Annotated in this window: 17 protein-coding genes; 3 read left to right on the top strand and 14 right to left on the bottom strand. The window is 68.8% G+C overall.

Going from position 1 to position 18,374, the window contains the following annotated elements; translation table 11 throughout:
• Positions 1–13: 13 nt before the first annotated feature.
• Positions 14–352 carry a P-II family nitrogen regulator gene (locus ABZX02_RS04910; protein WP_253323279.1) on the bottom strand — a complete coding sequence of 113 codons (339 nt, stop codon included), beginning with the start codon at positions 350–352 and terminating at the stop codon, positions 14–16.
• Positions 349–1,692: an ammonium transporter gene (locus ABZX02_RS04905; protein ID WP_355294873.1), complete on the bottom strand. Its 1,344-nt coding sequence runs from the start codon at positions 1,690–1,692 to the stop codon at positions 349–351. The genes ABZX02_RS04910 and ABZX02_RS04905 overlap by 4 nt, the downstream gene beginning before the upstream one ends.
• A 175-nt stretch (positions 1,693–1,867) precedes the next feature.
• Between ABZX02_RS04905 and ABZX02_RS04900 the strand changes: the two genes are divergently transcribed.
• Positions 1,868–2,575 carry a hypothetical protein gene (locus tag ABZX02_RS04900; protein WP_355294871.1) on the top strand — a complete coding sequence of 236 codons (708 nt, stop codon included), beginning with the start codon at positions 1,868–1,870 and terminating at the stop codon, positions 2,573–2,575.
• A gap of 129 nt (positions 2,576–2,704) precedes the next feature.
• On the opposite strand, the gene ABZX02_RS04895 is transcribed toward ABZX02_RS04900, so the two are convergent.
• From ABZX02_RS04895 to ABZX02_RS04860, 8 genes are all read right to left on the bottom strand, one after another.
• Positions 2,705–4,240: an alpha/beta hydrolase gene (locus ABZX02_RS04895; protein WP_355294869.1), complete on the bottom strand. Its 1,536-nt coding sequence runs from the start codon at positions 4,238–4,240 to the stop codon at positions 2,705–2,707.
• Positions 4,241–4,311: 71 nt separating this feature from the next.
• Entirely contained in the window at positions 4,312–5,808 is a 1,497-nt protein-coding gene (locus ABZX02_RS04890; protein ID WP_355294867.1) for an alpha/beta hydrolase, read from the bottom strand.
• A gap of 46 nt (positions 5,809–5,854) precedes the next feature.
• Positions 5,855–6,847 carry an allantoicase gene (gene alc, locus ABZX02_RS04885; protein ID WP_355294865.1) on the bottom strand — a complete coding sequence of 331 codons (993 nt, stop codon included), beginning with the start codon at positions 6,845–6,847 and terminating at the stop codon, positions 5,855–5,857.
• Positions 6,844–8,133, bottom strand: coding sequence for an allantoinase AllB (gene allB, locus ABZX02_RS04880; protein ID WP_355294863.1), 1,290 nt, complete (start codon positions 8,131–8,133; stop codon positions 6,844–6,846). Before allB ends, alc begins: the two co-directional genes overlap by 4 nt.
• A gap of 5 nt (positions 8,134–8,138) precedes the next feature.
• The gene (locus ABZX02_RS04875; protein ID WP_355294861.1) at positions 8,139–9,143 is read right to left on the bottom strand and encodes a glycerate kinase; all 1,005 of its coding nucleotides are present in this window, start codon (positions 9,141–9,143) and stop codon (positions 8,139–8,141) included.
• Complete coding sequence (gene gcl / locus ABZX02_RS04870; protein ID WP_355294859.1) at positions 9,140–10,840, bottom strand: glyoxylate carboligase; 1,701 nt, start codon at positions 10,838–10,840, stop codon at positions 9,140–9,142. Before gcl ends, ABZX02_RS04875 begins: the two co-directional genes overlap by 4 nt.
• Positions 10,841–10,844: 4 nt before the next feature.
• Positions 10,845–11,702, bottom strand: a complete 858-nt coding sequence (locus tag ABZX02_RS04865) for an NAD(P)-binding domain-containing protein (protein ID WP_355294857.1) — start codon at positions 11,700–11,702, stop codon at positions 10,845–10,847.
• Positions 11,699–12,466, bottom strand: a complete 768-nt coding sequence (locus tag ABZX02_RS04860) for a TIM barrel protein (RefSeq protein WP_355294855.1) — start codon at positions 12,464–12,466, stop codon at positions 11,699–11,701. The genes ABZX02_RS04865 and ABZX02_RS04860 overlap by 4 nt, the downstream gene beginning before the upstream one ends.
• A gap of 101 nt (positions 12,467–12,567) precedes the next feature.
• Here ABZX02_RS04860 and uraD point away from each other — a divergent pair, with 101 nt between their 5' ends.
• Both uraD and pucL read left to right on the top strand, forming a co-directional pair.
• The gene (gene uraD, locus ABZX02_RS04855) at positions 12,568–13,050 is read left to right on the top strand and encodes a 2-oxo-4-hydroxy-4-carboxy-5-ureidoimidazoline decarboxylase (RefSeq protein WP_355294853.1); all 483 of its coding nucleotides are present in this window, start codon (positions 12,568–12,570) and stop codon (positions 13,048–13,050) included.
• A gap of 4 nt (positions 13,051–13,054) precedes the next feature.
• Complete coding sequence (pucL, locus tag ABZX02_RS04850) at positions 13,055–13,933, top strand: factor-independent urate hydroxylase (protein WP_355294851.1); 879 nt, start codon at positions 13,055–13,057, stop codon at positions 13,931–13,933.
• Here the strand turns inward: pucL and ABZX02_RS04845 are convergent.
• From ABZX02_RS04845 to aceB, 4 genes are all read right to left on the bottom strand, one after another.
• Positions 13,860–15,140: a hypothetical protein gene (locus ABZX02_RS04845; protein ID WP_355294849.1), complete on the bottom strand. Its 1,281-nt coding sequence runs from the start codon at positions 15,138–15,140 to the stop codon at positions 13,860–13,862. The genes pucL and ABZX02_RS04845 overlap by 74 nt on opposite strands.
• 30 nt (positions 15,141–15,170) lie before the next feature.
• Complete coding sequence (locus ABZX02_RS04840) at positions 15,171–15,638, bottom strand: Imm1 family immunity protein (protein ID WP_355294848.1); 468 nt, start codon at positions 15,636–15,638, stop codon at positions 15,171–15,173.
• Between the two features lie 75 nt (positions 15,639–15,713).
• The gene (locus tag ABZX02_RS04835) at positions 15,714–16,883 is read right to left on the bottom strand and encodes an aldolase (RefSeq protein ID WP_355294846.1); all 1,170 of its coding nucleotides are present in this window, start codon (positions 16,881–16,883) and stop codon (positions 15,714–15,716) included.
• Positions 16,883–18,367: a malate synthase A gene (gene aceB / locus ABZX02_RS04830; RefSeq protein ID WP_355294844.1), complete on the bottom strand. Its 1,485-nt coding sequence runs from the start codon at positions 18,365–18,367 to the stop codon at positions 16,883–16,885. Before aceB ends, ABZX02_RS04835 begins: the two co-directional genes overlap by 1 nt.
• Positions 18,368–18,374 lie beyond the last annotated feature (7 nt).

Raw genomic sequence — 18,374 nt, 5'->3', positions numbered from 1 at the left:
GTCTCCTAGTTATTTACAGCGCATCCGATCCACGTTCGCCCGTGCGCACGCGCACGACCGTGTCGACCGAAGTGACCCAGACCTTGCCGTCGCCGATCTTGCCGGTGCGGGCGGCCTCGACCACCGCTTCCAGCACCTTCTCGACGGCGGTGTCGTCGATGACGACCTCGATCTTGATCTTGGGCACGAAGTCCACCGAGTACTCGGCACCGCGGTAGACCTCGGTGTGGCCCTTCTGGCGGCCGTAGCCCTGCACCTCGCTGACGGTCATGCCCAGCACCCCGAGCTGTTCGAGGGCGCTCTTCACGTCGTCGAGCGTGAACGGCTTGATGATCGCGGTGACCAGCTTCATTTCTTGTTGCTCCCCTCGAGGACCGCGGTGGCGCCCGCGGCCACGCTCGGCTTGCCGGTGCCACGCGCACTGGTGAGGCTGCCGTACTCGTAGGCGCGCTCAGCGTGCTCGGCCTCGTCGATGCTCGCCACCTCGGCCTCTTCCGTGGCCCGGAAGCCGACCGTGAACTTCACCAGGTAGCCGAGGGCGAGGCTCAGGACGAACGAGTAGCCGAGGACGGCGAACGCACCGACCGCCTGGCGCCACAGCTGGTCGAAGCCACCGCCGTAGAACAGGCCGTTGATCTTGGCCGGGGCGGCCTCGCTGGCGAAGAAGCCGATCAGGATCGTGCCGGACAGACCACCGACGAGGTGCACGCCGACGACGTCGAGCGAGTCGTCGAAGCCGAAGCGGTACTTGAGCGACACCGCGAGGGCGCAGAGGACACCGGTGATGGCACCGATCGCGATCGCGCCGATCGGGGTCACGGAGGAGCACGCGGGCGTGATGGCGACCAGACCGGCGATGATGCCCGACGCGGCACCGAGGGTGGTGGCCTTGCCGTCGCGGATGCGCTCGGTCAGCAGCCAGCCGAGCATCGCGGCGCAGGTGGCGACGATGGTGTTGACGAACGTGACGCCCGCGGTGCCGTTGGCGCCCAGGGCGGAACCGGCGTTGAAGCCGAACCAGCCGAACCACAGCAGACCGGCGCCGAGCACGACCAGCGGCAGGCTGTGCGGCTTCATGGGCTCCTTGGGCCAGCCGACGCGCTTGCCGAGCACGATCGCGAGGGCCAGGCCTGCGGCACCGGCGTTGATGTGCACGGCCGTGCCACCGGCGAAGTCGATCGCGAGGAGCTTGTTGGCGATCCAGCCGCCGGGGTCGATGACGTTGCCGTCCTTGTCCTTGTCGGCGAAGTCGAAGACCCAGTGCGCGACCGGGAAGTAGACGATCGTCGCCCACAGGCCGGCGAACAGCAGCCACGGGCCGAAGCGCGCGCGGTCCGCGATGGCGCCGGAGATCAGCGCGACCGTGATGATCGCGAACATCGCCTGGAACGCCACGAACGCCGTGGTGGGGATCTTGCCGAACAACGAGTCGGCACCGAGCAGGCCTTCAAGGCCGAAGAACTCGAACGGCTTGCCCAGCAGGCCTCCGCCGACGTCCGCGCCGAATGCCGTCGAGTACCCGAACAGCACCCACAGGACACCGACCACGGCCATCGCGCCCAGGCTCATCATCATCATGTTGAGCACGCTCTTCGAACGGACCATGCCTCCGTAGAAGAAGGCAAGGCCCGGCGTCATCAGCAGCACCAAGGCGGCGCTGGTGAGCACCCAGGCGGTGTCCCCTGTATCCACTTCGACCTCCACTGCACGTCGGTTGCAGGGAGCATCGAGATGTCCTGTTTCACGCGCTTACGCAGAACGTTTCGCGGAGGTGAACTGTCGACCTGGACGTGTTACGTCCGCGTTTCGCGCCGTTCAACACCTCGATTCGGCCACCTCACGGGAGCGGGCTGGTTACCGTGGGCGCATGCGGGCCTTCGCGATCGTGGTGGTGGCCATCCCCTGTTTGTTGCTCGCAGGACTCACCGTGATCGCGTACAAGATCACGCCGCACCGCTCGGGCGGACAGGCCGTGGAGGCACCCGTCACGACGCCGCCGGAACCGTCGCCGTACAAACTGGCCGTGTCGCGCGCGGAGTACGAGTGGACCGTGGTGATGTCCTGGCCCGCACGGGACGAAGGCAGCCCTGCCGACTGTGCGGAGGCATATCGCCGTTATGCGCTTCCCACCGTGCTCGACGCAGGGCGCAGCACGGTGACGCTCGAGGTGGTCCCGCAATCCGGTCAGAAGGTCGTTCTCACCGGGGTGCGCGTCCGGGTCGTGAGCACGGCAGACGCCCCGCCCGCGCCTCACCACCTGGCGCACTGCGTGAACGACCGACGGCCGCCGGTGGTGCGGGCGGAGGGTCGTGAGGGCGAGGTCGTGGACGCCGGGGTGGCCGCGCGGGAGGTGGGGGCGGACGGGTTCCGGCAGGAGATCGCGGTCGAGCAGGCCGGGACGCGGACCGCGACGTGGCAGGTCGAGGTGGACCTGACGCTCGACGGTGTGGCGGTGACGAAGGTGCTCGCGCGGGACTCCGGGTCCCGGCCGCTGGTCACCGCCCCCGCGCCGAACTCCGTGGCAGGGCACGTCGTCTGGTGCGATCACGCGTTCCGCGCCGGCGAGGCGTGCTGATCGGACGAATGCGCATCGCTGTGATCGCCGCAGTCCTCCGCTCCCTGACCCGGACGTCGTCCGCGCGAGGTGGCCGGGACAGCACCACACCCCCGGCTGTTCACCGGGGGTGTGGTCACCGAACTGCGGTTACGCGACGGAGAACGGACCCGCCGGGATCCGCGGCTTGACCGACATGACCGACGGCTCGGCCGAAGGCTCGACCGCGGCGCACGAGGTGCCGTTGCGCGGCAGCTTCAGCGAGACCAGGTACTCGTTGTTGATCTTCAACGTGCACTCGCTGCGGTCGTACACGCCGTGGCCCCAGCCCTCGTAGGTCACGAAGACGGTGGTGTCACGGGACTGGCGGTGTGCGTTGACCGCCCACTCGTAGGCCGTCGCCGGGTCGTGCTTGGCGTTGGTGAGCAGGATCTTCGGCGCACCCTTGATCTTCAGCGTGCGCTGCGGGTTCGTGGCCTTCGGGAACCCGACGCAGCCCATCATGGCGCCGTGGCCGAGCGACGAACCGCGGGTGTTCGGCGCGATCCGGTACTCCGACTTCGTCAACGCCTGGTACTCGCCCCACGAGCTCACGCGGAGGTTGTAGTCGTTGCAGAAGATGCCGGGGAACGGGTTCGGGAACGTCTCCTCGGCCGCGAAGGCCGAGAAGGCCGACTTCGGCGCCTGCGTGCCGTCGATGATCTGCTTGATCTGGTCGGCGAAGCCCTTCCAGGCCGGGCCGTAGGCCATGCTGACCACACCGCCGCCGAGGTCCTCCGGCGTCATCTTGACGTTCGGGTCCCACGGTGCGGGCACCTCGCCGCGCTCCGCCTTGGCGAGCAGGTCCTTCCAGATCTTGCGGAGGTCCTGGCCGTGGAACGGCGACGTCGCGTCGCGGTCGTTCCACTTGATCCACTCGTTGAACGAGTCCTCGGCCGTGCGCGCCTCGGAGTCGAGGAACGCCTTGGTGCCGAGGCTGTGGTCCATGTTCGAGTCGATGATCATGGCGCGGATGTTGCGGCCGAACTTCTCCGCGTAGTGCTGGCCCATGATCGTGCCGTACGAGATGCCGTAGTAGTTGATCTTCTTCTCACCCAGGGCACGACGGATGGAGTCGATGTCCTGCGCCACCTCGGCGGTCGAGGCGAAGTTGAAGATCGAACCGGACTGCTTCGCGCAGTCCTCGCGCAGGGCCTTGTTGTACGTGACCAGCGCGTCGAACTCGGCCTTGGTCTTCGGGTACACCGACGGCTGCTTCTGCAGCATCTCCGCCGAGCACTTGATCGGCGCGCTGCGGGCGACGCCGCGCGGGTCGAACCCGATGACGTCGAACTTGTCGATGATCTCCTTGCTGAAGTACCCGTCGGCGCCGAACGAGAAGTTCACGCCCGACCCGCCCGGCCCGCCCGGGTTGATCACCATCGCGCCGATGCGCTGGGACGGGTTCGCCGCCTTGAGGCGCGACACGGCCAGCTTGAACTTCTCCCCGTTCGGCTTGGAGTAGTCGACGGGCAGCTCGAGGAAGCCGCAGTCGACCGTCGGCTTCTCCTCGCACGGCTTCCAGTCGATCGCGCCGACCCGGTACTCCGGCTGCCCTTCCGGAGCCGCGATCGCGACCTGACTCGCACCCAACACCAATGCGGAACTAGCGATCGCGGCGCCGAAGACGCGCACCATCGGTTGCATGGAATTCCTCCCTGGATCCCCGAACTTCCGGGAGGAACGCTTCCACCGATCGTGTGACGCAGACAACCGACCTAGGTAGGGATGCGAATCAGACCGTGGTCGGACAACCACGGCCTGTTAGTCGTTTTGGCCGACACGATTGGCTCCACCGCGGCGCACCGGGTGCCGTCGCGTGGCAGCTTCAGTGACAGCAGGTAGTCGTCGTTGATCTTCCTGGTGCACGCGCTGCGTTCGTAGACGACGTGGCCCCAGCCCTCGTAGGTCACGAAGACCGTGGTGTCCCGGGACTGGCGGTGGGCGTTGACCGCCCACTCGTAGACCGTCGCGGGGTCGTACTTCGAGTTGGTCATGAGGATCTTCGGCGCGTTCCTGATCTTCAACGGCCGCTGCGGGTTCGAGGCCTTCGGCAGTCCCGCGCACGCCACGAGGAACGTGTGGCCGAGCGCGTTTCCCCTGGTCTCCGGCGAGGTGCGGACGTCCATCGCGTGCACGGCCTGGTACTCGCCCCACGAACGGACGCGCAGGTTCCAGTCGTCGCAGAAGACCGCCACGGCCGGGAACTCGACCAGCTCGGTCTTGGCGAACGCGCCCACCGGGTTGCCCTGCTCCAAAGCGGCGACGTGGTCGGCGAACCACTGCCACTCCGGCAGGTAGCCCATGCCCTGCACGGTCGCGCCGAGGGCTTCGGCCGTGACGACGTTGCCCTGCGCGTCCTTCAGCTCGCCGCGGTCGGCCTTCGAGAGCAAGCCCTTCCAGATCGCCCGCAGGTCCCTGCCGTGGAACGGCGACGACGGCGTGCGGTCGCTCCACTTCACCCACTCGTCGAAGACGCCGGCCACGCCGCGCGACAGCGTCTCGATGAACTTCCACGTACCGAGGCTGTGGTCCACGGTGGAGTCCTGGACCATCGCGCGGATGTTCCTGCCGTACAGCTCCGCGTACTGCTGGCCCATGAACGTGCCGTACGAGACGCCGAAAAAGTTGATCTTCTGCTCGCCCAGCGCACGCCGGATGGCGTCGATGTCGTGCGCGACGTCCGTCGTCGAGACGTGGTCGAAGAGCGGACCGGTGTTCTTCCGGCAGTCCGCGCGCAGTTCCCTGTTGTACGCGACCACCGCGTCGAACTCGGCCCTGCTCTTCGGGTACAGCGACGGCTGCCGCGCCAGCACGTCCGCCGAGCACCTGATCGGCGCGCTGCGGGCGACACCGCGCGGGTCGAACCCGATGACGTCGAACCGGTCGGTGATCTCCTTGCTGAAGATGCCCTCGGCGACGAAGGAGAACTCGACGCCCGACCCACCCGGACCACCGGGGTTGATGATCATCGCCCCGATGCGTCTCGACGGGTCGCTCGCCTTGCGCCGGGACACGGCGAGCTGGAACTTCTCGCCCTTCGGTCTCGCGTGGTCGACCGGTAACTCCAGGAAGCCGCACTCGATCGCCGGAGCCTCGGCACAAGGCTGCCAGACGATCGAGCCGGCTCCCCGTTCCGGAGCCGCGACGGCCTGTCCCGTCCCCACCAGCAACGCCGAGCTCACCAGCACGGCGCCGAAAACGCGTAGCCGCATGGATTTCCTCCCTGTGCAACGGATCTCGAGGGAGAAAACGCTGCCATCAGCGCGTCGTAGTGGTCCAGACCTTCTCAAGCTGTGACACGCCGTCGTCGGTGAGCGTGCCCAGCACCCGCAGGCGCGCCATGCCGCCGTCCGGGTAGATGTCGAGGCGCACGGCCGTCGCCTCGGTCGCGCTTACGACGAACCGGTGCCGCGTGTCGGGCTGCAGCCGGGTGCGCGGGAGCAGGTCGAACCACGCGTCCGGGTCCACCCGCTCGTCACAGCCGCGCACGGACGCCCAGCCCGGCGCGTTGCCCTTGAAGTGGCTGGTGTCGAGCTCGACGAGCCGCACGACGCCCGGTGCGGCGAGGCGGAGCGACACCCAGTCGTTGCCGTCGTCGCGGCGCCGGGCGGTCTCCCAGCCCTCCCCCATCACCGTGGCCTGACCAGGCGCGATGAGGTTGTTGGGCGAGCTGTAGAACATGTTGCTGCAGCCGGTGACGACGGCGCCGTTCTCCAGGGCGGCGAGGTCGACGCCGGCCACGAGCAGACGCGGGTCCGCGAGCGGTTCGCCGTGCACGCGCAACCGCGCCACACCGCCGTCGGGGTCGATGGTCAGCCGTACGTGCGTGACACGGCGTCCGTCCGTGACGTCGAAGAAGTGCTTCTCGTCGCCCTTCAGGGCCGTGCGTTCGACCAGCGGGAACCAGTCGGTGATCTCGTCGGCGGACGGGTAGCCGTCGACCTGCGCGCCCTCGACCCAGCAGAACGGCGGGTAGTTGCCCTTGAAGAACGCCGTGTCGACGACGACCCCGCGCACCACGCCGGGCATGCCGAGCCTGACCACGGCCTGGTCGACGCCCGCCTCGCGGCGCCGCCGGGTCTCCCAGCCGTCGTAGACCTGGCCTTTGTGGCCGAAGGTGTAGGTCTGGTAGACCGGCTCGGCGGGCTTGATCAGGTTCTCCCGCTCGGCGAACAGCTCGTCGTTGCACCACACCACACCACCTCCGACCGCGCGCGAGGCGAGATCGGGCAGCCGGGTCCACTCCGTCATGCTTCTCCTCTTCTGAGCAACTTGCCTTGCGTCTGACCGATCTCCTTGCCGCGCAACCATGTCTGCCGCACGACGCCGTGCAGCGTGCGACCGTGGTACGGCGTGACGGGGTTGCGGTGGTGGAGCTTGTCCTTGTCCACCACGAAGGTCTCGTCCGGTGCGAACACCACCAGGTCCGCGTCCTTGCCCACCTCGATGGCGCCCTTGGACGCCAGCCCGACCTGACGCGCCGGGTGCGTCGCCATCCAGCGGACGACGTCGGTGAGCTGGAAGCCGCGGTCCCGCGCGCCCGTCCACACCGCCGGGAGCCCGAGCTGCAACGACGCGATGCCGCCCCACGCCGTCGCGAAGTCGCCTTCCTTCAGCTCGACCGTGCTCGGCGAGTGGTCGCTCACCACCAGGTCGATCACGCCGTCGCGCAGGCCCTGCCACAGCGCCTCGCGGTTGGCCTCCTCGCGGATCGGCGGGCAGCACTTGAACTCCGTCTGCCCGTCGTGGATCTCCTCGGCGGTGAACGTGAGGTAGTGCGGGCAGGTCTCGGCCGTGATGGGCAGCCGGTCGCGTTTCGCGGCCTCCAGGATCGAGAGCGCGTCCGACGACGAGAGGTGCAGGATGTGCGTGCGCGCCCCTGTCCTCCGTGTCAGCTCCACGACGTCACTGATGGCTTTGTTCTCGGCCTCACGCGGCCGTGAAGCCAGGAACCCCGGGTAGTCCGGTTCGGAGTCACGAACCGTGTGGGCGTCCTCGGCGTGCACGATGGTCAACGCGTCGAGCGTCGCCAACCGCCTGAGAGCGACCTCCAGCTCGTCCGTCGTCACGGCCGGGAACTCGTCCACGCCCGAATGCAGCAGGAAGCACTTGAAGCCGAACACGCCGGCCTCGTGCAACGGCTTCAGGTCGTCGAGGTTGCCGGGGACGATCCCGCCCCAGAACCCGACGTCCACCGACACCGTCGCCGCCGCCTTGCGCTTGATCTCCAGCGCCTCGACCTCGACCGTCGGCGGGATGCTGTTGAGCGGCATGTCGATGATCGTCGTGACGCCGCCGGCCGCCGCTGCGCGGGTCGCCGTCTCGAAGCCCTCCCACTCGCTGCGGCCGGGGTCGTTGACGTGCACGTGCGTGTCGACCAGGCCGGGGAGCAGCACCTCGTCGTCGGCGAGGTGCACGACGTTCGGCGAGTCGAGGAACGGCTCGACGGCGACGATCCGGCCGTCGGCGACACCGACGTCGCAGGCGATCTCACCCTGCGGGGTCACGACCCTGCGGGCGCGGAAGACGAGGTCCATGTCCCTCACTGTGACACCCAGTCGCGGGCGATGCGACCGCCTAGAACGGTGAGGAGCGAATCGGCCTGGACCATGCACCGCGTGATGTCCGGTTCGACGTCCGACAGCGCGTAGGCGGCCTTCAGCCCCAGGTCACCGGGTTCGACCGAGCACTGCCCCGCCACGGCGACCACCGGCACGTCCCCGGAGGCCTTCACCACCCCGTACGGCGCCTTGCCGTGCCGCGTCTGGGCGTCGAGCGAGCCCTCGCCCGTGACCACCAGCGACGCGTCCGCGACGGCGTCGGCGAACCCGACCAGGTCGAGCACGACCTCGATGCCCGGCCGGAACCGCGCGCCCAGCACCGCGAGTGCCGCGAACCCGATCCCGCCGGCGGCTCCGGCGCCCGGCCGTGTGGCGAACTCCGGCCCGACGCGGTCCGCGAAGGCCTGGAGCCGGTCTTCGAGCACGTCCACCTGTTCGGGTGACGCGCCCTTCTGCGGCCCGTAGACCGCCGCCGCGCCGGACGGGCCGAGCAGCGGGTTGTCCACGTCCGAGGCCAGCACCAGGTCGACGCCGTCGAACGACGCCCCGTCCAGAGCCTCGAGCATGCCCGCGCCGCCGTCCGTGCACGCGCTGCCGCCGAGCCCGAGCACGATCGTCGCGCAGCCGACGTCGAGCGCGGCTTTCAGCAGCTCACCGACGCCGTGGCTGGTGGCGTCGAGCGGGGCCGGCCGCTCCAGCAGCGTGAGCCCGGCCGCCGAGGCCACCTCGACGACGGCGGTCGTGCCGCGGACCGCGAACGACGCGGGCACCGGCTTGCCGACCGGCCCGGTGACCCAGCGCCCCACCTTCACGAACCCGGCGGCGACGGCGGCGTCGACGGTGCCGTCGCCGCCGTCGGCCACCGGGAGGCAGCGCACGTCCACGTCCGGGACCGCCTCCCGCAGGCCGCGCGCGACGGCGGCGGCGACCTGCGGGGCGGTGAGCGATCCCTTGAACTTGTCCGGCGCGACGACGACGTGGCTCACGGGAGCGGCTCGAATTCCTTCATCGCGGCGATGGAGGTGCCGTTCGCGGTGTTGCCCTCGCGTTCGATCATGATCTCCACGAGCACGGGCCGCCGCGTGCGGTCGGCCTCCTTGCGCGCCCACTCCAGCGACGTGCGGATCTCGCCCGGGTCGGCGACCCGGACGCCGGAGCACCCGTAGGCCTCCATGATCTTCACGTTGTCCGAGCCCGTGGTGTCGTAGTGGATGTCGACCTCGTACTTCATGTCGTAGCCACCGTGGTCCTCGGCCATCCGGATCAGGCCGAGGTACTCGTTGTTCAGCATGATCAGCACGAACGGCACGTCGTACTGGGCGCCGACCGCGAGCTCCTCCACGAGGAACTGGAACGAGTAGTCGCCGACGACACCGACGACCTCCGCGTCCGGCCTGGCCTTCTTGACCCCGATGGCCGCCGGGATCTCCCAGCCGAGCGGGCCGGCCTGGCCGCAGACCTGGTAGTGCCGCGGCCTGTGCGCCTTCTGGTGCTGGCCGGACCAGATCTGGTAGAGCCCGATGGCCGTGACGAAGTAGGTGTCCGGGCCGTAGAACTCGTTGATCTCCTTGAACACACGCGGTGCCTTGACCGGGACGGTGTCGAAGTCCTCGCGCCGCAGCAGCGTGCGCTTGAGCTTCTGGCACCGCTCGACCCACGGCCCGGCCTGACGTGGTCCCTGCTGCTTCGCCTTGTCCAGCAGGGCCTTCAGGAAGAGCTTGGTGTCGGCGACGATGCCGAGGTCCGGCCCGAACACCTTGCCGATCTGCGTCGGCTCGACGTCGACGTGGATGAACTTGCGGTCGCCGCGGTAGGTGGCGAGGTCACCGGTGTGCCGGTCGCCGAACCGCGCACCGAGCGCCAGCACCAGGTCGGACTCCAGGAACGACGCGTTGCCGTAGCGCTGCGAGGTCTGGATGCCGGTCATGCCCGCGTAGAGCGGGTGGTCCTCGTCGAGCGCGCCCTTGCCCATCAGCGTGGCCTGGACCGGGATCTGCAGGAACTCGGCCAGCTCCAGCAACTCGGCGGACGCCTCGCCGAGGATGACGCCGCCACCGGCGAGCAGCAGTGGGCGTTCGGCGGCCAGCAGCATCTCCAGCGCGCGCTCGACCCGTGCGTCACTCGGCGCGCTCTTCTGCACCGGCAACGGCTCGTCGATGGTCGAGTCCCACTCGATCTCCTGCTTCTGCACGTCGATCGGCAGGTCGATCAGGACGGGGCCAGGACGACCGGAGCGGGCGATCCGGAACGCCTCGCGGAAGATCCACGGCATCTGCGCGGCTTCCTTGACCTGCACCGCCCACTTCGTGACGGGCGCGGCGATCGACACGATGTCGACGGCCTGGAACGCCTCCTGGTGCAGCTTGGAGACCGCGGCCTGGCCGGTGATGCAGAGGATCGGCACGGAGTCGGCCTGCGCGGTGTAGAGGCCGGTGATCATGTTCGTGCCGGCCGGGCCGGAGGTGCCGATCGCGACGCCGACGTTGCCGGTCGTGCGCGACCAGCCGTCGGCCATGTGCGTGGCGCCCTCCTCGTGCCGCACGATCAGGTGCTCGATGCCACCGTCTTCCTCCATCGCCTTGTACAGCGGGAGGATCGCGGCGCCGGGGCAGCCGAACACGACGTCGATGCCCTCGGACTTGAGGACCTCGACGACCGCTTGCATGACTGGGATCTTCGGCATGTGATCAGGCCCTTCCCGCGAAGTTCTCGATGACCTTGAGCAGCGCGGAGTGGTCGAGCGACCCGTACCCCTGCGCGCGTGCCGCCGCGACCAGGGCGGCGATCTGGTTGGTGACCGGCAGCGCGACGTCCGCGGCCCGGGCCGCGTCGAGCGCGATGCCCATGTCCTTGTGGTGCAGGTCGATCCGGAAGCCCGGCTGGAACTCGCGCGCGATCATGGACTCGCGCTTCAGGTCCAGGATCCGGTTCGCGGCGAGACCGCCGGCGAGCACGTCGAGGCCCGCCTTCGGGTCGACGCCGCTCGCCTCCAGCAGCACGATCGACTCGGCCACGAGGGCGTAGATGCCGCCGACCATCAGCTGGTTCGCGGCCTTCACGACCTGGCCCGCGCCGTGCGGCCCGACGTGCACGATCGTCTTGCCGACGACCTCCAGGAACGGCCGGGCGGCGGCGAAGTCCTGCTCCTCGCCTCCGACCATGATGCTGAGCGACGCCTGGACCGCTCCGGTCTGACCGCCGGAGACGGGCGCGTCGAGCACCCGCACGTTCGAGAGCCTGCGAGCGATCTCGATCGAGGTGGACGGACGGATCGTGCTCATGTCGATCAGCAGCGTGCCGTCGTCGAAGGTGACCTCGTCGATCACGGCCTCGACCTGCGGGTGGTTCGGCAGCATCGTGATGACGACCTCGGCGCCGCTCACGGCCTCCTGCGCCGACCCGGCGGCCTTGCCACCGTCGGCTTCCAGCTTCTCGAGCGAGGCCGAACTGAGGTCGAAGCCCGTCACGTCGTGCCCGGCGGCTACGAGGTGGGCCGCCATCGGGCTGCCCATGATGCCGAGGCCGATGAATCCGATGCGGGTCATGCTTGATCCCTCCAAGCGAAGGAGTGGGTGACGGGCTTGTACTCGGCGCCGACGAAGCCGGAGTAGCCGTTGGCGCGGAGCTTCGCGAGGTGCCCGAAGAGGTCGAGCTCGCCGGTGCCGGGCTCACCACGTCCGGGAGCGTCGGCGATCTGCACGTGACCGATGCGGTCGACGTGGTCGGCGAGGAGGTCGAGGTCGTCGCCGTTCGTGGCGAGGTGGTACAGGTCCGCGAGCAGCTTCACGTTGCCGCGGTCGATCTCGTCGATCAGCTCGAACGCCTGGTGGGCGGTCTTGATCGGGTACTGCGGCGCGCCGCTCAGCGGTTCGATCACGACCTGCGCGCCGATCTCCGCCGCGACGTCGGCGGCGAAGCGGTAGTTGGAGACGGTCTGCGCGGTGGTCTCGAAGTTGCCGTGCAGCGCGTTGAGCGTGCGGCAGCCGAGGCGGGCCGCGATGGCCGCGGTGATCTCGACGTTCGTGCGGAACTCCGTCTCGCGGCCGGGCCAGCTCGCGAGGCCCCTGTCCCCCGCGGGCATGTCGCCCGCGTAGAAGTTCAGGCCGACCAGGCGCACCTGCGCGTCGACGATCGCGTTCTCGAACGCCTCGATCTCGCGCGTCTCGGGTACGGCGTCCGCGAACGGCCACCAGATCTCGACCGCGTCGAACCCGGCGGCGCGCGCGGCTTGCGGGCGTTCCAGCAACGGCAGCTCGGTGAAGAGCATGGACAGGTTTGCGTCGAACATCTCGTAGCGTTCCTTCCACATTGCGGAAGTGGAATTTCGTACTACGGAGACACTAGACATCCCGCGAGCCTCGGGTCAAGAATGTGGAAGTTCAATTCCGCGATGTAGAAACTTGGAGAGCCGTGGACAGCTTCAACAGCGCCCCGGAGTCCGAACTCCGCCCCCTGCTCACCGAGTGCCTCGCGGTACCCCGCTGGATCGACGCGATAGCGGCAGGCAGGCCCTACGCGTCGGTGGATGCTCTCCTCGCGGCTTCTTCGGTTGCCGCACAAGGACTTTCCGACGAGGAGGTGCTCGGCGCGATCGCCGGGCACCCGCGCATCGGCGAACGACAGAAGACAGGCGGGGTGTCGGCGAGGTGGTCGCGGTCCGAACAGTCCGGTGTGGACGCTTCCCAGGCTGATCGCCTGGCGGCCGCCAACGCCGCGTACGAGGATCGGTTCGGGCACATCTACCTGGTGTGCGCGACCGGCCTGAGCGGTGCGGAGATGCTCGACAACCTGTCCAGTCGCATGGACAACCCGCCGGACGTCGAGCTCCGCGTCGTGAACGACGAACTCGCGAAGATCGCCGCCTTGCGGCTGCAGAAGCTGATCGGGAGCTGATTTCATGGCCATCGTCCTGGGCCCCAACCAGTACGGGAAGGCGGAGAACCGCCTCGTCACGGTGTCGCGCAACGGTTCCGTGCACACGATCAAAGACCTGACCGTCAGCACCTCGCTGCGCGGGGACCTCGCGGACACGCACCTCACCGGCGACAACGCCAAGGTGCTCGCGACCGACACGCAGAAGAACACCGTCTACGCGTTCGCCAAGCAGGCTCCCGTCGGGGAGATCGAGGACTTCGCGCTGCGCCTCGGCCGGCACTTCGTCGGCTCGCAGGAGCCGATCACGGGCGCGCGGATCCTCGTCGACGAGCACTCGTGGGAGCGCATCGACGGACACGACCACGCGTTCTCACAGGGCTCGAACGAGAAGCGCACCACGGCCGTGACGATCGAGGGCGCGCAGGCGTGGGTCGTGTCGGGCGTGCGCGACCTGGTCGTGCTGAAGTCGACCGGCTCGGAGTTCCACGGCTACCCGAAGGACCCGTACACGACGTTGCAGGAGACGAACGACCGCATCCTCGCGACGTCCGTGACGGCCCGCTGGCGGTACGTGGGCACGGACGTCGACTGGGCGAAGTCGTACGCGGAGATCCGGTCCGTGATGCTGAAGACGTTCGCGGACAAGCACTCCCTCTCGTTGCAGCAGACGCTGTACGCGATGGGCGAGGCCGTTCTCCAGTCGCACCAGGAGGTCGCCGAGGTACGGCTCTCCATGCCGAACAAGCACCACTTCCTGGTGGACCTGAGCGCGTTCGGCCTGGAGAACGACAACGAGGTCTTCTACGCCGCGGACCGCCCGTACGGGCTCATCGAGGGGTCGATCCTGCGGGACGACGCCCCGGACGCGGGCCTTGCCTGGAGCACCTTGCCAGCCTTCTGAACACGACCGGGTTGAGCAGCGTCGCCGGTGAGGCGACCATGTGCACGACCCGGACGAACCGCCGGAACAGGTCGGGGTCGAGCACGATCCCGGCCTGCCACTTCTTGAGGTACCAGCCGAGCACGCCGCCCTTCCTGGTCTCGGACCAGCTGCGGTCGGCGTTGCTCGACATCGCCCACGGCGCCCGCGACGTGCGCGCGACCTTGCGCTGGAACGCCCGGCAGCCCTGGGCGCTGAAGTCCTTGTGCCGCCGGAACAACAGCGCTTCCATCGTCGCGACGGTGATCCCTTGGCCGTACACGGGGTTGAACGCGCACACGGCGTCGCCCACGGCCACGAGTCCGCCCGGCCAGTCCGCCACGTCCTCGAAGGCGTTGCGGCGACTGGCCGTGCGCGCGAACAGGTAGACGGGCGTGAGCGGTTCGGCGTCGGCGAGCTTCTCCGAGATGGGCACCCGCAACGAGTCCAGGAACTCCTGGAAGCCGTCGAGCTCGCGCGGCGGGTGGTCGCCGAGCGCGCCCTGGGCGGTGACCATGAGCCGGTCGCCCTCGATGCGCATGGCCGCGACACCGCGCGGCAGGTCCGGCGCGGACAGGCTTTCCGCGTACACCACGGGGAAGTCCTGCGGCGCGGTGTAGATCCGGGTCGCGTACCCGGTGCCGGAGTCGACGACCTCGGGTTCCGGTGTCGTGATCCCGGCCGCAGCGAGCCAGGCGGGCAGCTTCGACGACCGCCCGGACGCGTCCACGACCAGGTCCGCGTCGACCCGTCCGTCACGGGTGAGCACGCCGTCGACCTTGCCGTCGCGCAACGACAACCCGGTGACGTGCACACCGCTCACGATCTCGGCACGCACGCGACGCCGGATGCTGGTCTCCAGCAGCGGGCGGCTCAACGACAGCAACGGCATGCCCAGGTGCGTCTTGGCGAGCCAGCCCAACGGGTTGAGGATCTGCATGTCGCCCGCGTCGGCGAGCACCGCTCCCGCGCGCACGAGCTCGTCGCGCAGTCCGGGGAACAGTTCCTCCAGCAGTTCGCCGCCGCGCACCAGCAGTCCGTGCGTGTGCCTGCCCTGCGGCACGCCCGCGCGGTACTCCGGTTCGTCGGTCAGCTCGTCGCGTTCGAGGACGACGACGTCATGGGACTCGCTCAGCACGTGGGCCGCCACCAGCCCGGCGATTCCCCCACCCATCACCACGGCCTTCATGAGGCCATCTAACCAGCGCGCTGCCGAGAGTCAGCGGTTTTCGCTCGTGCGCAAGGACATCTGCTGGTCGCGCCACGAGTGGAACAGGTCCGCCTCGCAGTACCAGTCGACGCCCGTCGGCCGTTCGCCGGTCGTCATGAACTCGATCAGCAGCTGCCGATACAGGTCGAGCGGGACGCCGACACCGGGCGGGAAGTCGGTGTACTTCTCGTTGACGTACGGCGCTTCCGGAAACCCTTTCGGCCAGCCCATGAAGGTGTCGTCGACGTAGTACATGTAGCCCCACGCGCCGCGCACGGCGAGCACGACGTTGTGGTCCGGGTCGCCCTCGGCGGTGAGCTCGCGGCCGAAGTGGTCGAGCGACCCGTCGTTGCACTCCGGCCGGGCGAGCAGCCGGATCACCGTGTCCACGTCCGCCGCACACGCCACGACCTGGTACTTGTGCTCGGCCGAGTCGAGGTCGGGGAGGCCGGTCCAGAGGCCGGCTCGCATGCTCATGCGAGCCACCCTGCACCCATTGCCCGGACTATTCGACACCCATTGACAGAACCACACGAACGGGTGATGCCCCGATCAGCCCGACCGGGTTGCGAGACCCCTCAGCGCTGACTCGTCCAGCCCTGTCGCGGCCTGCACCTCCACTGGATCGAGCGCACCGCAGTCCACCGCACGGAGGAAGAACGACGACAGCGCCTGGGCGGTCGCCGGCTCGTCCAGGACACCCCCGGAGACGTTCTGCACGTAGGCCTTCAGCCGCTTGGCGTCGGCCTGCAACCCCTCGCGGTAGAACGCGTAGACAGCCGCGTACCGCGTGACGAGTTGCGCGGGGTGCAGGTCCCAGCCCTGGTAGAAGCCGTGTTCCAGGGACCGCCGCGTCAGGCGGTAGTGCGTGTCCCAGCCGTACTTCTTCTGGTCGCCGACCGGCAGCACGTTGGTCGAGCCGTCGGACAGCCGCACGCCCGTGCCCGCGGCGGACACCTGCATCACGTGCCGCGCGAAGTCGCACGCGCCGTGGGCGAGGTGTTGCTGCGCGGCCGAAAGCCCGCAGCCCGCCGTGTAGTCGTAGGTGCCGAAGTGCAGGCCCGTGACGCGACCCCGTCCCGCCGCGATGAACCGCGGGATCGCGAGGCGGCCTTCCCGGTCGACGATCGACTGGGTGGTCTCGACCTGGATCTCGAACCTCAGGTCCCCGCCGAAGAGGTCGAGCACGTCGCCGAAGACCTCGACCTGCTCGACGGACGTCACCTTGGGGAAGGTGATCACGAAGCCCGGCGGCACCTCGCCCAGTGCCGTCAGGAAGATGTCGAGCGTGCGCAGCCCGCGCTCGCGCAACTCGGCCGTGTCGAAGGACTTGATGCGCAGCCCGAACGACGGCGGCGCGGTGCCGTCGGCGATCCAGCGCGACAACAGGATCGCCGTGGACTCGGCGTCCATGTCCTCGACGTCGTCCTCGGGCGCGCCGTAGCCGTCCTCGAAGTCGATCCGCAGGTCCTCGACGGGCTCCCGGCGCAGCTTCGCCTCGACGCGCTCCAGCACGCCGTCGGGCAGGTCCGGCAGCAGTTCGGGCTCGATCGACTCCAGTGCCTCGCGGCCCCAGTCGGCGACCGTGGAGCCGATGATGCGTCCGGCGGGCACGTAGCACGTGTGCACGGGCTGACGGCCCACCGGCCAGCTGCGTTCCACAGTGGACAGCCGGGCGGTGACGCGCGCGACGTCCTCGGGAGACAGCGATGTCTCGTACATCAGATGCGCTCGTACGCCGGCAGTGTCAGGAAGTCCACGAAGTCCTCGGACAGCGCGACCTGCTCGAACAGCTCGACGGCGGCCGCGACGTGCGGGCCGTCCAGCTCGGCGCCGACCCTGGCGAGGATCTCGCGCACGACCTCCGGCGTGACCTCGGTGCCGTCGTCGAGCACGACCTTGTTGTTGATCCACTGCCAGATCTGCGACCGGCTGATCTCCGCGGTGGCCGCGTCCTCCATCAGGTTGTGGATCGCCGCCGCACCGTTGCCACCCAGCCAGGACGCGATGTACCGCACCCCGACGTCGACCGCGCCCTCGAGCCCGGCCCGCGTCGCGGCACCGCCCGCCGACTTGAAGTCGAGCAGCTGCTCGGCCGTGACGGTGACCTCCGGACGCTGCTTGTCGATCTGGTTGGGCCGGTCCCCCAGCACCCCGTCGAAGATCTCGCGGCAAATCGGCACGAGGTCAGGATGCGCCACCCACGACCCGTCGAAACCATCGTTCGCCTCGCGCGTCTTGTCCTCGCGAACCTTGCGCAACGCGTTCTCGGTGACCTCGGGATCACGCCTGTTGGGGATGAACGCGGCCATGCCACCCATGGCGAACGCCCCGCGCTTGTGGCACGTCTTCACCAGAAGCTCGGTGTACGCGCGCATGAACGGTGCCGTCATCGTGACGCTGTTGCGGTCCGGCAGCACGTAGTCCGCACCCGCGTCGCGGAAGTACTTGATGACGCTGAAGAGGTAGTCCCACCGACCGGCGTTGAGCCCCGACGCGTGGTCGCGCAGTTCGTAGAGGATCTCCTCCATCTGGAACGCGGCGGGAATCGTCTCGATGAGCACCGTGGCGCGAATCGTGCCGTGCGGGACTCCCTTGAGCTTCTGCGCCGTGGTGAAGACGTCGTTCCACAGCCGTGCCTCGAGATGCGACTCCATCTTCGGCAGGTAGTAGTAGGGCCGACCGAGCTCGGCGTTGTGGAAGAAGTGCAACCCGAAGTCCACCAGCGCACCGACGGCGTTCTTGCCTCCGAACTGGAGGTTGCGCTCGTCGAGGTGCCACCCCCGCGGTCGCACGACGATCGTCGGGTACGGCCCACCCTTGAGCGAGTACTCCTTGCCCTCGGGCGAGGTGAACGCGATCGTCCGCCGTTCCGCCTCGTACAGGTTGACCTGCCCCTGCACGACGTTGTCCCAGTGCGGCGTGTTCGCGTCCTCGAGGTCCGCGAGCCACACCTTGGCCCCGGAGTTCAACGCGTTGATCGTCATCTTGCGCTCGGTGGGCCCGGTGATCTCGACCCGCCGATCGCGCAGCAGTTCGGGCGCTTCGGCGACCTGCCACTCCCCGTCCCGCACGTCCTGCGTCTCGGGGAGGAACCCGAGGGGCCGGCGCTCCTTGCGAAGGGCGAGCAACTCGTCCCTGCGGGCGGCGTGCGCCTCGTGCAGCTTCGCGACGAACTCAAGAGCCTCTTCGGTCAGGACCTGCACCAGAATC

This window comes from Lentzea sp. NPDC003310, from assembly GCF_040610935.1.
Classification (GTDB): Bacteria; Actinomycetota; Actinomycetes; order Mycobacteriales; family Pseudonocardiaceae; genus Lentzea.
Note: the sequence above shows the minus strand (reverse complement) of the source record. Positions and strands in the feature narration are given on the sequence as shown.